The 15110-nt window shown below is 31.9% G+C and carries 13 protein-coding genes and 1 tRNA gene; 8 read left to right on the top strand and 6 right to left on the bottom strand.

Translation table 11 applies throughout. The features are described 5' to 3' along the window. Window positions 1–96: 96 nt before the first annotated feature. Window positions 97–990 carry a hypothetical protein gene (locus AGR56_RS06770; RefSeq protein WP_053241622.1) on the bottom strand — a complete coding sequence of 298 codons (894 nt, stop codon included), beginning with the start codon at window positions 988–990 and terminating at the stop codon, window positions 97–99. 163 nt (window positions 991–1153) lie between these two features. On the opposite strand from AGR56_RS06770, the gene AGR56_RS06765 reads away from it, so the two are divergent. Then, a complete protein-coding gene (locus AGR56_RS06765; RefSeq protein WP_053241621.1) occupies window positions 1154–2437 on the top strand; it encodes a hypothetical protein in 1284 nt (427 codons plus the stop codon). Between the two features lie 61 nt (window positions 2438–2498). Here the strand turns inward: AGR56_RS06765 and AGR56_RS06760 are convergent, their stop codons facing one another. The 3 genes from AGR56_RS06760 to AGR56_RS06750 all read right to left on the bottom strand — a co-directional run bounded on the left by AGR56_RS06760 (window position 2499) and on the right by AGR56_RS06750 (window position 5624). Further along, entirely contained in the window at window positions 2499–3059 is a 561-nt protein-coding gene (locus tag AGR56_RS06760; RefSeq protein ID WP_198149964.1) for a PTS transporter subunit IIC, read from the bottom strand. A gap of 154 nt (window positions 3060–3213) precedes the next feature. Next, window positions 3214–3492 (bottom strand): PTS sugar transporter subunit IIB, encoded by a 279-nt coding sequence (locus AGR56_RS06755; RefSeq protein ID WP_053241620.1) that lies wholly within the window; start codon window positions 3490–3492, stop codon window positions 3214–3216. Window positions 3493–3494: 2 nt separating this feature from the next. Next, window positions 3495–5624 carry a BglG family transcription antiterminator gene (locus tag AGR56_RS06750; RefSeq protein WP_053241619.1) on the bottom strand — a complete coding sequence of 710 codons (2130 nt, stop codon included), beginning with the start codon at window positions 5622–5624 and terminating at the stop codon, window positions 3495–3497. Window positions 5625–5992: 368 nt separating this feature from the next. On the opposite strand from AGR56_RS06750, the gene AGR56_RS06745 reads away from it, so the two are divergent. Next, window positions 5993–6068: transfer RNA gene (locus AGR56_RS06745), tRNA-Lys, on the top strand. An 82-nt stretch (window positions 6069–6150) separates the two neighbouring features. Here the strand turns inward: AGR56_RS06745 and AGR56_RS06740 are convergent. Then, a complete protein-coding gene (locus tag AGR56_RS06740; protein WP_053241618.1) occupies window positions 6151–6420 on the bottom strand; it encodes a hypothetical protein in 270 nt (89 codons plus the stop codon). Between the two features lie 145 nt (window positions 6421–6565). On the opposite strand from AGR56_RS06740, the gene AGR56_RS06735 reads away from it, so the two are divergent. Both AGR56_RS06735 and AGR56_RS06730 read left to right on the top strand, forming a co-directional pair. Then, a complete protein-coding gene (locus tag AGR56_RS06735) occupies window positions 6566–7681 on the top strand; it encodes an HD-GYP domain-containing protein (protein WP_053241617.1) in 1116 nt (371 codons plus the stop codon). Window positions 7682–7711: 30 nt separating this feature from the next. Next, entirely contained in the window at window positions 7712–8377 is a 666-nt protein-coding gene (locus tag AGR56_RS06730) for an HAD family phosphatase (protein WP_053241616.1), read from the top strand. A gap of 85 nt (window positions 8378–8462) precedes the next feature. Here the strand turns inward: AGR56_RS06730 and araA are convergent, their stop codons facing one another. Then, the gene (gene araA / locus AGR56_RS06725) at window positions 8463–9935 is read right to left on the bottom strand and encodes an L-arabinose isomerase (protein WP_053241615.1); all 1473 of its coding nucleotides are present in this window, start codon (window positions 9933–9935) and stop codon (window positions 8463–8465) included. 452 nt (window positions 9936–10387) lie between these two features. Here araA and AGR56_RS06720 point away from each other — a divergent pair, with 452 nt between their 5' ends. From AGR56_RS06720 to tkt, 4 genes are all read left to right on the top strand, one after another. Next, entirely contained in the window at window positions 10388–11464 is a 1077-nt protein-coding gene (locus tag AGR56_RS06720) for a GntR family transcriptional regulator (protein ID WP_053241614.1), read from the top strand. Between the two features lie 200 nt (window positions 11465–11664). After that, window positions 11665–12366 (top strand): L-ribulose-5-phosphate 4-epimerase, encoded by a 702-nt coding sequence (locus AGR56_RS06715; RefSeq protein WP_053241613.1) that lies wholly within the window; start codon window positions 11665–11667, stop codon window positions 12364–12366. Window positions 12367–12385: 19 nt separating this feature from the next. Next, entirely contained in the window at window positions 12386–13042 is a 657-nt protein-coding gene (fsa, locus tag AGR56_RS06710) for a fructose-6-phosphate aldolase (RefSeq protein WP_053241612.1), read from the top strand. Window positions 13043–13062: 20 nt separating this feature from the next. Beyond that, complete coding sequence (tkt, locus tag AGR56_RS06705) at window positions 13063–15048, top strand: transketolase (RefSeq protein ID WP_053241611.1); 1986 nt, start codon at window positions 13063–13065, stop codon at window positions 15046–15048. The last annotated feature ends 62 nt before the right edge of the window (window positions 15049–15110 follow it).

Below are 15110 nucleotides of genomic sequence, written 5' to 3'. Positions count from 1 at the left end.
ATTAATCTACCTAAAATATTAAACTATAAAAATCACATCATATAAATAATATTTAGTTAAGCTAGTCTCACTATATAACAGAATGCAATTACGACATTATCTATTGATTGATCTCGCAATTCTTCTATATGTGTGCCTTTTCCCTCTAATAGCTATAGACATGGCCATTATATTTTCTGGAATTGCTATACCTTCATATCCAGAATCACCTATATGTTGAATATCAACTCCTGCTCTTTTGCTTGAAAGTGCGAACTCCCTAATAGTGCTGCTGTCCGCTCCTTCTTGACTTGTACCAATTGTACTCATGGATAATGCACCTTTAGTTTTTACAAGTTCTACAGCTTCATGAAGTTCGCTTTCCTGAAATCCTGGTACAGTTCCTACCGCTGGCATTAAAATTACATCTGCACCATTATCTATAAATTTTTCAACAGCTTTTAAATCAACTACTGGCTCATTCACTCCAGACGAATGCATTTTTCCAGCAAATACAAGCCCATCAAAATGTTTTTTTGCTAAAATTATAGCATCTTCAATTTGTTTATTTGTCACTCCCGTTTTAGGATTACCAGTTAAGCAAACAAAATCAAATCCCAATTTATTCGCTAACTTAAAGGTATCCTCGCAAGCAGTTCTTCCTTTAGGTATTTTTAAAGTATCTTCCATCATATTTGCATGAATATCCACAGGCTCCAAATTAAGACCTATAGGTCTACCTGTATAATTTTTCAAAAGTTCAATTGGATTATCTGTTTGTGGCAATCCTTTAATTTCACACTTATAGCAATCAAACGCATTTAAGAGCAATAAATCCGCCCCAAAAGCAGCCGCCAATTCTGAATTTGTAACACTAGAAACCAAAGGTTCAACTGAAACAATATTTTCAGACAACACAGTTCTTCCCTCACTTGCTAGAATAGCTTGCTTTAATTCCTTAGCTGTCATACTTTTCATATCACTAGCTGTACAATCTAATAATCTTTTCATACTTTGTCTCCCTTCATACTATAATAAATAGCTTATCAACTAAAATATTGCCATTAAATTTATGCTATGTCAACAAAAAATCAATTTATTGGTTCTACCCTTTACTCTCTACTCTAACTAATGTTATTATTAATTTAATAATTTACATTGGAGAGAATTTATTATGGAACAAGCAAATGAACTAAAGGTTTCTAATCAAGTACATAACTTTATTAGTTCTTTTACTGATACTTGGTGGAGTACCAGCAAAGACTTTCCAAAGCTAAAAAACACCACCACCTATTGGCATAAAAAGAAGCAGGAAAGGCTTACAAATGATTTTATAGACAAGTTTGTAAAAGCAATAAAAAGCTTTCCCTTAGGAAATCAGAACCAAAGAATATGGAAAAAGAATATAAACCTTTTAATTGATAACTTCGTAGCTAATTCAGATTTAATAAATAGTGAGGATAAAAATATTCTATTTAGCGAAGCCTTGCTTAAAAATACTGAAAACTTTGTTAACGAAGCCCAAGCTTTCAATCCAGATATGCCTATTGAAAATATAGGCCAAGCATTGAGAAATCTATGGATTATGAATATAATACAAATGCTGTTTGGCAAATTGCCTAAGCTTACCCCTTCTATATTTAGTTACAGCATGCTATATCCTTACACCGATAATTTTTTAGATGACAATAATATCTCAAAATCAGAAAAAATAAAAATGAATGATACCTTTGAAAAGAAATTGGCTGGAGAAAGTGTTCAGCCAATTTCACCCTACGAAAGACACCTTTTTAATCTTGTAGAAAAAATAGAAGGTGAGTTTGATCGTTCTAAAAACATAGAGGTTTTTGAAAGCTTACTTTGCATTCAAAACGCTCAAATGAAAAGTTTAATACAGCAGGGAAAACTAACTCTGCCTTACGAATGCGATATTTTAGGAATTAGTATGGAAAAGGGAGGCAGCTCTGTGCTTGCCGATGCCTATATTGTAAACGGAAGCCTAACTGAAGAAGAAGCTGAATTTTTCTTTGGATACGGAGTACTGCTTCAAATATGTGATGATCTTCAGGATGCAAAAGAGGATTTTAAAAATGGTCATATGACTATTGTATCTCAATTATCTACAAAATGGCCTTTAGATCATATAGCAAACTGTTTAATTAATTTCACCTTTGATCTTTTAAACAATACTAAAGCTTTTAATTGTCCTAATATAGATTTGCTTAAAGAGCTAATACAAAAAAACTGTCTTAAACTAATACTCTTTGCTATTACTAAGAATAAGAGCCTCTACAGTAAAAAATACTTTAAAAAAATGAAGGCATACTTTCCATATACACCTAGATATATGAAAAATTTATACAAGAAACTAAAAAGAAAGTATTCAAATAATATTAAAGAAAGCTATAACGGCATGACTACAAACGAGATTATAATGTACGCTTTAAAACCGGAATAGTTACAAAATGAATAACAAGCAAGTCAACAAGATTTTAGCGACCTGCTTGTTATTTATAACACTATTTATTGCACAATTTCTTTGCACTTTCTACTATATTTTGTACTGTAAAACCATACTTTTCAAATAAAATATTTGCTGGTGTTATAACCATAGTTGCACCTAAAAGTAATGATGCCACAATTATAAGTTCAGGACCTTTAAATCCTAAAACAGATAATATTGCTGCTAATAAGCCTGCCATAAATAACATATGATGCCCTGTTAAAAATATGTATTTCAATGAAGTAAGTCTAGCAATTAAAATATTTACAATAAATCCGAATGCCATAATTAGGGCCATTTCTGTACCAAAGTTCTTTTGAACTAACGCTATTACCGCCTCATTGGTTGGAACAACTCCTTGTATATGGAACGCACTTTGAAATGCAGGTCCCAAAATATTAAGATTGTCAGCTATTGCACCTGAACCTAGCTGGAATATTATAAAACCAATAATAGTTTTAAATGTTCCAGTAACAATCTGAGATACTGGTTTCTTTAGAGCAATTAAACCTATCAACGCCATAATTCCTACGACGATTGCAGGTTGATCAAGAAAGCTTACAATAAAATTAATCATTATTTTTTCCCCCCCGCTTATTATCAGCACAATCATTTACACCGATTTTTAATTTTATATATCAAGTGCTGCTATATTATTTATATTTGCTAAAAGGCTATATTTAATATACAGCACTTAATTTCTTTAAAAAAGATTAGATTATAACTACTCATTACTTATTTAAATTTCTTATTGCCTCCATAACTACTTCTTCTATTGTTTTTTTGTCTATTACATTTTTTACATAAACAGTATTGTATCCTTTACCATCAATTTGAGATTTCAATTCATAAGTTGTTACAACTAAATCTGCAGTTTTACCTGTTAAAGATCCTAAATCACATGCTTCAACATTAGCGCTTACTCCATTTTTCTTTAATATATCATCCATATTCATTTTAAGTATTAAACTTGATCCCATTCCCATTCCACATACAGTTACAATATTCATTTTTACATCTCTCCTTTATTTTTAATATAATTTGTTATTTCACTAGGATTATTTGCATTTGAAACAATTTCTATAAATTCCTTATCACCTAAAAATGTAACTAGCTCAGATAAAGCTTTTAAATGGCTTGAGTGATCTACTGCGCATAAACATACCACTAAGCTAACTGGATCATTATCTTCATTTCCAAAATTAATAGGCTTTTTTAAAGTTATAAGGCTCATTCCTATTTTTTTTACACTTTCATCTGGTCTTGCATGAGGCATTGCAATACCAGGAGCAATTACAATATATGGTCCTAATGTTTTAACACTATTAATCATGCCTTCAATATAACTCTGCTCTATTACATTGTTACTTTTTAGTATCTCTCCTCCAAATCTTACGGCTTGTTCCCAATTTTCTGCTTCTACATTTAATTTTATAAAATCATCTGTTAATACTTCTCTTAACATTGGTTCATATGCTCCTTTCTTAATGTCGTTACTTATTGAAAGATAACTTGCTAATTCTTGTGTCAAGCTTTCACTATTTAAAATAGTGCAGTTACGACCTATTATGTCCATTATTTCCTTTAATGAAATTTTGCGTACATTATTGGTATATCCCCTGTTATATTTTCTTAAAACTGAACTAATATCATTTACATTTTTTTCTGTTAAAAATGGATTTACCTCAATACATGGAACATCATTAGTATTTAATCTTATAGGCACTGTAGTAATAATCAAGTCCACTTTTTGATTTTTAAGTACATCACTTAAATCATGGTATGATATAGTATCAATTATATTTAAGTTAAAAAGTGACTGAATTTTTGATGATACAAGCTTTGCTGTCCCCATACCTGTAGCACACACTACAATAACATTTATATTTGTATTATCTGCTTTCTTATTTCTCTCTATTGCTGCACCAAAATGTAAAGTTATATATCCTATTTCTTCTTCGCTTAATTTATTTCTGCCATATCTCTCAATTTCATAAGCAGAACTTTTAATGGCATAAAATAATTCTTGATAGGATTCTTTTATTTCTTTTAGTAATGGATTTTTTAATATAATATCATGCTTTAATCTATATATCGCTGGTCTTATATGCTGTATAAGTCCATTTAACAACTGCTTATCGTCAAATAAACTAATGTTTAAAATTGAACTAACCTTCTTAATTAAATCATTGGCAATATATTCAATTGTGCCCCAATCTACATCATTATTTTTTGATATAGAAACATTGCTTCCTAACAAATGTATAGTTATATATCCTATTTCATCTACAGGTATAATAATGTTAAATTTATTCTCAAGTGCTTTTGCAATACTTGATGCAACAACAAATTCTTCTGTGACTTCAAGTGACTTCAATTCTTCCTTTTCCATTACAATATCCTTTTGTTCCTTTATTCTTTTTATTGCAATGGCTATGTGTATAACTAATCCAGAACATGCTTCGTCTGTGAATTTGTTTTGCAATTGTTTCTCTGCAATGTTTACACAACTTTCTATATAAGGAATATCAATATCATTAAAAAACTGTTTTTTATACTTATCTAAGGCAAATTCTGATCTTGAAATCTTAGGATACTTTATCAAATTAAGTGCTTTGTAGACATCCACATTATTTGTAAGTAGACTAATTGCCGCTTTTCTTAAATATTTTTCTTCTCCGGCAATCATTACTCCATGCCTTTTACAAGGCTTGAGCTCTAGATTTTTATCTAAAAGCCATTCTCTTACTTTATCCATGTCCTTTAAAATAGTGCTTCTACTTACTAGCAAATGTTCTGCAAGATTATCCATTGTTATATAATTTCTACTTTCTAACAGTTCAATAAGAATCATATTAATTCTTTCATCTTGAGATAATGCATATTGATTTAAATCAACTTCGCCAATTAAATTTAATAAATTATTTTTTTGTATTGGACTACATTTATAAGATATACCCTCATTAGGCTTTCTGATTAATTGTGGCAAATTACTACTTTTCAAAAAATCATCTATTTTATCAAGGTCATATCTTATAGTTCTGTTACTTACTCCAAAACTCTTTGATAGTTCTAAAATACTAACATAATCTTCAGTATTAACAATTTCATTCAACAGCTTTGAACAACGTTTATTCAGCATAGGTATACCATCTTCCTAAATTTAATATTAAATTGCATTTAATTTCGCTTACAATCTTATTATAATATATCTATACGTTTACACAAGATTATAATTTTTCATTGCAATGTGGCAAAAAAATATCTATTCCTTTTTACTCTCAATGTATAGTGCTATAATTTTAATATATTAAATCTAGAAGATAGATGGGCAACTTGAAACTTTAAAATGACTAACACCAAATTTATCCTGACCAACTGGAAGTTGATTCAGAGCACAGAGTACAAAGTACAGAGTACAGTGAAGGTGGATTTACCTTTCGTTTCTCTCAGGTAAATCTTAGAACTTAATAGTGTCAGCTACGCTGAGGACGTTGCCGGGTAATTTATGGTTTATTAGCTCAGTTGGTAGAGCACATGACTTTTAATCATGGTGTCCGGGGTTCGATTCCCCGATAAGCCACCAAAAGCAGATATGAATATATCTGCTTTTTTGATGTTACAAATATTAAGTTTTTAGTAGTAAGAAGATTATTTATAAAAATTTTCTAGCAATGATCCTGCTCGCATCCACAGTCATCATCGTGATGATGATGGTGGTGGCAACATTCGCATTCAGGAGTAACTGCACAGATGCAGCATATTCTTACATAAATGCATTCGCCGTGATGTTTTACTAAAACTACATCTCTACATACTTTTTTAATTTTTACGTTTTCCAACTTCTTGCATTGTTCAAGAAGTAATGTAACTTTTCTACCTCTGTGTCTTCTTAATACTCTTCTGATGTTCTCCATTTGCTTGCATTTTCTGCTCATCATTATCGCCTCCTAATAACATAATATGTGAATGACAAAATGCTGACACTAAATTTTCAAATCAATAAGATAATAAAACTATACTTTTTTATATATGGTGTAGTATAATAAAAATATCTAAGAAGAATTACGGGGTGTTAGATTTATGAGGTTAGTTCCCATACAAAGTGTGAAAGAAGGAAGTATTTTAGCAAAGACTATATATGATGGCGAAGGAAGAGTTCTCTTAAAAGAAGGAACTGAACTTAAAGATGCGGTTATTAAAAAAATAGAATTCTTAAATATTTACACTATTTACATAAATGATAAATATAGCAATACTGTTATAGAAGATATGATAAAACCTGAAATAAGGCAGAAATCTATAAAAAAAATTAGAGATGTTTTTTACAATTTAGAACATTATAATAAAAATCCAAACAATTATGAGGGACAAAACCTTTATAAAAAAAATGAAAAAGATTTTCAATCAGTTCAATATGTTGCAAGGGAGCTTATAGAAGAAATCTTATCTAGAAAAAATGTAATGATAGGGTTGGTTGATATAAAGAGTTTTGATGACTATACATATCAGCACTCTGTTAATGTGGCTGTTATAGCTCTTGTATTAGGAATTAAGATGAATTTTCATAAATATGAACTTTTTGATTTATGCATAGGCGCTCTTTTACACGATATAGGTAAGGTTTTTGTTCCAAGCGAAATATTAAATAAACCTGGTAAGCTTACAGAAGAAGAAAGGAAAGTAATTGAAGGGCATCCTGAAAGTGGTTATGAATATTTAAAAGGCAGTTATGATGTATCGGTGCCGGCTAGAATAATAGTTCTTCAACATCATGAACGAATAGGTGGACAAGGCTATCCAGAAGGTAGAGAAGGGGAAAGAATAAGTATACTTGCTAAAATAGTAGCAGTTGCAGATGTATATGATGCTATGACATCTACAAGAGTGTATAGAAAAGCATTATCTCCAAATGAAGTTTTAGAATATATAATGGCCAATGGTGGCACAAAGTTTGATTATAAGGTTGTTCAGGCATTTTCTAAAGTTGTAATACCTTACCCTGAAGGTTCATTAATAAGATTAAGTAATCAAGATATAGCAGTCGTAACTAAAGTTTATTCTGAAATGCCTTTAAGGCCTGATGTTAAAATTGTTTATAGTAAAAATAGTGAGAGCGTAGATTCTATACTAGAACTTTCTAAAGAGAATTCCATAGTAATACAAGGAGTAGAGTATGAAGTGCCTGAAGATAATTAATAATTGTAATACATAATTGGAGGTAATTGTTTGAATAAAGTAGTTATATTTGATATGGATGGAGTAATAGTGGATACAGAGCCAGTATACAGAGAGATAAATGAACAATTGTATAAAGAATTAGGTGCAGAAATAACATTAGAAGAACAGTTCAGTTTTGTAGGTAATGGTTCAAGAATAATATGGACTAAGATAAAGAGTAAGGCTAATTTAGAGCAATCAGTTGAAGAACTTATGGAAACTTCAAAAAATAGAAAATATGAATATCTTTCAAAGAGTGATTCGAAAATAATTCCAATAAGGGGTATAGAAAAACTTCTTTCTTCTCTTAAAAATAGGGGATTCAACATAGCTATGGCTTCATCATCTCCTAAAAAAAATATAGAAGTGATTTTAAATAGAATTAATCTTATAGAATACTTTGAATATATTGTTAGTGGCGAGGATGTAGAAAATGGTAAACCAAATCCGGATATATTTTTAAAGGCAGCAGAGAAGTTTAATGCTAAAGCTTGTGATTGTACTGTGGTAGAAGATTCAAACAATGGAATTACAGGAGCTAGAGCAGCAGGAATGAAATGTGTTGGCTTTAGAAACTTAAATTCCGGTAATCAGGATTTGTCTAAGGCTAATATAATAGTAGAAGCTTTTGATGAAGTTGGTATTAATAAAATAGTTGAAATTGCGTCCAAATAAAATCATGATTAATTTGTAATGAGCGAGGACGTTCATAGTTGTGTGTAAAAAGAAAAGCCTTGGTAATATAGGACTTTTCTTTTTTTTATTTAAGTTTCCAAGCTATGTCGCTCCATTTAAGTTCATTTCTAAAGTTTGTAACATTAGTATCTTTGTTTATAAGTACACATTCGATACCTACCATTTCAGCATAATCCATTAATTGTTCTGCTGTAATTGCAAAGGATAAGCTAGTATGATGTGCTCCTCCTGCAAGTATCCATGCTTCAGCAGCTTCTTTAAGTGAAGGTTCTGGCTTCCATATAACACGTGCAACAGGAAGTTTTGGTAATGGTTTTTCACCTTTTACTGCATTTACTTCATTGACGATAAGTCTAAATCTATTTCCTAGGTCAATAAGTGAAGCTGCAACAGCATGACCTTCCATGCCATCAAATACAAGTCTAGCAGGATCTTCTTTACCGCCTATATCAAGTGGGTGAACTTCAATTCTAGGCTTTGTACCAGCTACAGTAGGACAAACTTCAAGCATATGAGCACCTAAGATAAGTCCGTTATTTGGATCAAGATTATAAGTGTAATCTTCCATAAGAGCTGTATACTTTCCTTGTGCCATTATTTTCATAGCTCTTAATAAAGCAGCAGTCTTCCAGTCTCCTTCAGCTCCAAAACCATAACCCTTTTCCATTAAGTGCTGTACAGCAAGTCCTGGAAGTTGTCTCATTCCATGAAGATCTTCGAAGTTTGTTGTAAATGCAGTGCAGTCATTTGCTTTTAAGAATTTTTCAAGAGCAATCTCAATACGAGCTTGTTCACGGATTGATTCAACAGGGGCCTTAGGATCTACGTCATATTCTTCTTTATATTCAGCCATAAGTTTGTCCGTTTCTTCTTCTGTCACTTTATTCATAACTTCAACTAAGTCACCTATGCCATAATAACTTACAGACCATCCAAGTTTTATTTGAGCTTCTATTTTGTCACCATCTGTTACAGCTACGTTTCTCATGTTATCTCCGAAACGAGCAACTTTAATGTTTGGTCCTTGAACAAAAGCAGCAGCGGCTCCCATCCAGCTTCCTAATTTTTTGACTAAATCTTCATCTTTCCAATAACCTACAATAACTTTTCTTGGAATGTTCATTCTTGTACATATATAACCATATTCTCTATCTCCATGAGCAGATTGATTTAAATTCATGAAATTCATGTCCATAGTGCTCCATGGTATGTTTTGATTGAATTGTGTATGCAAGTGAAGTAAAGGCTTTCTTAATTCTGATAAACCAGTAATCCACATTTTTGCTGGAGAAAACGTATGCATCCATGTTATAATACCTGCGCAGTTTCCATCTTGATTTGCTTCATTGCAAACTTTCCTTATACTTTCAGAAGTTGTGACTACAGGTTTGTATACAATTTTATATGCGATGGAACTATTGTTTAATCCTTCTACAATTTTTTGTGAATCCTCATCAACTTGTTTTAAAGCCTCTGGTCCATATAAATGCTGACTTCCAGTAATGAACCAGAATTCATAAGGTTTTAAATTTAACATATAGGTTCCTCCTAAATTATTATATTTATTTTACTTTGTATTTTAATTATATTATAATACTTAAAATATGTACGTACAACTAAAAAATATAAGTTGCAATAATAATTTTTTTTGTGTAGATGATAAAATGGCTGTAAATAAGGAATTGCTGTAATAATTAAAAAAAATATTTTTAGGTTATTTTATAAATAGCTTAATTGGTATAATAAATATATAAGTAAAAGTTTCAATAAGGTATTGATAAAATAGAACAGCGAGTATATAATTAAAAAATATGTACGTACATTAAGACTAAAATTACATACAACTATTGTTATAATTTTATGTGTCAGCAAAATATTAAAATTGCACATATACTGTTGTTACATGAAGCTTGAAGTTAGTTATCATGAAGTATAAAATGTACTTATACATGTGTATACTTTTAAAAGTAAGGAGTAATGCTGATACCTATGAAAAAAGATGAAACTAAACATGAAATTATTGAAAACTATTTTATAGAACTTATTAAAAATGAAACAATAAACATTGGAGATCAATTGCCATCGGAAAATGAGATTGCCAGTCAGTTTAACGTAAGTAGACATACAGTTAGGCAAGCGCTTGAAAGGCTATCACAGTGCGGGCTTATTATGAAAGAAAAAGGCAAGGGGACATTTTGTATAAGCAGTGGAAAAGAAGAAAAGAAATCCAAGAACATTGCGCTTCTTACAACCTATATTTCTAATTATATATTTCCTAAAATAACTGAAGGAGTTGAGGAAGTTTTAAGACAAAATGGATATAACTTGCTTCTTTTTAATAGCAACAATGATATCGAAAACGAGATAAATTGTCTTAAAAGTATAGAAAGCCAAGATATTTCTGGAGTTATCATTGAGCCTGCCCAAAGTTCAATAAATAACATGGATAAAAAGTACTTTGAAAAATTTGATGAAAAAAATATCAAATATATAATGATAAATGCTTATTATGAGGATCTTAATCCTGCCTATATTGTATTGAATGATGAACAAGGTGGTTATAGGATTACAAAGTACCTAATAGAGCTTGGGCACAAAAAAATAGCAGCAATTCTTAAAGAGGATGATATTCAAGGTCAAAAAAGAAAAGTTGGATATCTAAATGCTCTTAAAGAAAACGGGCTGAAGACCGATGAATCTATAATTGGAGAATATACAACAGATACAAAAGAAATGTATATAGATATGTTTTTGAGAGAAATTTTAAAAATGAAGGAAATGCCAAGTGCTATTTTTTGTTACAATGACGATATTGCATTAAAGTGCATAGAAATATTAAGAAAAGGTGGACTGCAAGTTCCAAAAGATATATCTGTAGTTGGATTCGATGATTCTAGCCTTGCAGTTGCATCAGAAGTTAAGCTTACTACTATTATTCATCCTAAAAAGCAAATGGGTATGCAAGCGGCTAAGTATATATTAGGAATGGTGGAAGGAAAGCTTAATAGACCTCAATACATTTTTGATGCGGAACTTATAGTACGAGATTCTTGTACTAAAAAATAATGTTTATTTTAACTTCTAAAATTATTAGAAGGCGATATTTTGTTAAATAAAAGATATTTAATAGAAATCTATTATGGAATACAATCTGGAACAGCAATAGTTGTTGATATAACTGGCGGAAAGGAACTTACAAGGACTGTAACTTCATACAAATAAGGAGTTATTAATGATTATCTATTTGAAGGAGGGCAAATAATAACATGTTAGAGACCTTAAAAAAAGAAGTATTTGATGCTAATATAGAATTAGTAAAAAAGGGACTTGTAATTTATACTTGGGGAAATGTAAGTGGAATAGATAGAGAAAGTGGACTTTTCGTAATTAAGCCAAGCGGAGTTGATTACGATACTATGACATCTGATGATATGGTAGTAGTTGATTTAGAAGGAAATGTAGTAGAAGGACATTATAGACCTTCCTCTGATACACCAACACATATTGTACTTTATAAAGAGTATTCTGAAATTGGCGGGGTTGTGCATACTCATTCAGATTGGGCTACTACATTTGCACAAGCTGGAATGGATATACCTGCATTTGGAACTACACATGCAGATTATTTTTATGGAGATATTCCATGTGCTAGAGAACTTACAGAAGCTGAAGTACATGGAGAATACGAGAAGGAAACAGGTAATGTTATAGTAGAAACTTTAAAAAAGAGAAATATAAAACCACTTGATATTCCTGCAATACTTGTTAAGAATCATGGACCTTTTGCATGGGGCAAATCAGCCGCTAACGCTGTATATAATGCAGTTGTTTTGGATAAAGTAGCACAGCTTGCATATAACACGATGACTTTGAAAACAAATGTAGAGAGAGTAAACAGTTATCTTCTTGATAAACACTATATGAGAAAGCATGGACCAAATGCTTATTATGGTCAGGGAAACAAATAATTTTTAGGAGGAATTTATTATGAAGTTTTTTTTAGACACTGCTAACGTAAACGAAATCAAAGAAGCTAACAATATGGGAGTAATATGCGGGGTTACAACAAACCCATCTTTAATTGCAAAGGAAGGAAGAGACTTTAAGAAAACTGTAGCTGAAATAGCAGAAATAGTAGATGGACCAATTAGCGGTGAAGTTAATACTGAAAGCAGCGAAGATGCAGAAAAGATGATAGCAGAAGGAAGGGAAATAGCAGATATTCATCCTAATATGGTTGTTAAAATTCCTATGACTGCTGCTGGACTTAAGGCAGTTAAAGTTCTTTCAGAAGAGGGAGTTAAAACAAATGTAACTTTAATATTCTCTGTAGGACAGGCTCTTTTAGCAGCTAATGCAGGAGCAACTTATGTAAGTCCATTCCTTGGAAGATTAGACGATATAGGTGCAGAAGGAATGACACTTGTAAGTGACATAGCAGAAATTTTTGATATATATGGCATAGAAACAGAAATAATTGCTGCAAGCATAAGAGGACCTCTTCACGTTATAGATGCAGCTAAAGCTGGTGCTGATATTGCAACGATACCATTTGCAGTTATCATGCAGATGGTTAAACACCCATTAACAGATCAAGGAATTGAAAAGTTCAAGAAAGATTGGGCAAATACTTTCGGAAAATAATATGTGAGGTGCTGCAAATAATGAGTAAAGAATTAGATGCTTTATCTATTAAAGCGATAAGAGTAATTTCTGCAGAAGCTATAGAAAGAGCAAAATCAGGACATCCAGGATTACCTCTTGGATGCGCTCCTATGGCATATACTTTATGGACAAAAATGAAACACAACGGAAAAAATTCAAAGTGGGATAACAGAGATAGATTTGTATTATCAGCAGGACACGGTTCAATGCTTGAATATTGTCTTCTTCACTTATTTGGATACGGAATCACAATGGATGATATAAAAGAATTCAGACAAGTAGGAAGCAAAACTCCTGGACATCCTGAATACGGTCATACCGCTGGAGTTGAAATAACAACAGGACCTCTTGGCCAGGGAATATGTAATGCAGTTGGAATGGCAATTGCAGAAGCTTATCTTGCAAACAAATTCAACAAGCCTAATTTTAACATAGTAAATCACTATACTTATGCTATAGCAGGAGACGGCTGTCTAATGGAAGGCGTATCTGGTGAAGCATCATCTCTCGCTGGAACTCTTGGACTTGGAAAATTAATAGTTTTATATGATTCTAACAATATTTCTATTGAAGGAAATACAGACATTGCCTTCAGAGAAGATGTTGCTAAAAGATATGAAGCTTATGGTTGGCAAGTACTTAAAGTTGATGATGGAAATGACACCGATAAAGTAAGTGCTGCTATAGATGAAGCCAAAAAAGAAACTTCAAAGCCTAGCTTAATTGTTGTTAAAAACATAATCGGCTTCGGATGTACATCAAAACAAGGAACAGCAGGAGTTCACGGTTCTCCACTTGGAGAAGAAAACATAAAGATCATGAAAGAAGAATTCGGATGGTCAATTGAACCTTTCTATGTACCAAAAGAAGTATACGACAATGTAAATGAGTATATTGAAAATGGTGTAAAAACAGAGCAAGCTTGGAAAGAATTATTTGCAAATTACAGTAAAGAATATCCAAGTGAAGCCAAGGAATATGAACTTTGGTTTAGTGGAAAAGTAGATGAAGAAGCACTAAGCAGCAGTGAATTCTGGGGCTTTGATAAGAAAATGGCAACTAGAATTTCTTCTTATGCTGTAATAAACAGATTAAAGGATATAGTTCCAAACTTAATAGGAGGTTCTGCAGACCTTGCACCTTCAAACAAAACCTATATGAATGGAAGAGGAGACTTCTCTAAAGAAGATAGAAGTGGTTCTAACCTTCACTTTGGAGTTAGAGAGCATGCTATGGCAGCTATTTCAAATGGTATTGCTGTACATGGTGGACTTAAACCTTTCTGCTCGACTTTCTTTGTATTTAGCGATTACATGAAGGGAGCCATGAGAATATCTGCACTTGCTGGAATACCAGTAACTTATGTACTTACTCATGATAGTATAGGTGTTGGAGAAGATGGACCTACTCATGAGCCAATAGAACAGCTTGCGGCACTTAGAAGTATTCCACACATGATAGTGTTCAGACCAGCGGATTCAAAGGAAACAGCAGCAGCCTGGTATTATGCAGTAACTTCAAAGAAAAACCCAACTTCTCTTGTTCTTACAAGACAGGATCTTCCTTTATATGAGGAAACCGGAAAAGCTGCACTAAAAGGCGCTTATATCTTAAAGGATTCAGAGAAAAAAGTACCAGATATAATATTAATGGCATCAGGTTCAGAAGTAGAGCTTATATACAAGGCTCATGAAGTATTAAAGAAAAAAGGAATAGATGCAAGAGTAGTAAGTATGCCATCCTTTGAACTCTTTGAAGCTCAAAGCGAAGAATACAAAGAAAGTGTACTTCCAAAGGCAGTAAGAAAGAGACTTGCAGTAGAAGCAGCATCGCCTATGGGCTGGTATAAATATATAGGACTTGATGGAGATATAATTGCAATGAATGACTTTGGAGCCTCGGGAAAAGCAGAAGTGCTATTTGAACACTATGGCTTTACCGTTGATAATGTCATTCGTAAAGCTGAGAAGGTTTTAAGCAAATAATATTGTTTTTTAAAAGAGGGCGTTGCATTTAATGTAGTTTCCTCTATTTCAATAGTCTATTG

The sequence above is a fragment of the Clostridium sp. DMHC 10 genome (assembly GCF_001270375.1).
Classification (GTDB): domain Bacteria; phylum Bacillota; class Clostridia; order Clostridiales; family Clostridiaceae; genus Clostridium_S; species Clostridium_S guangxiense.
This window is presented reverse-complemented; position numbering and strand designations above follow the sequence as displayed.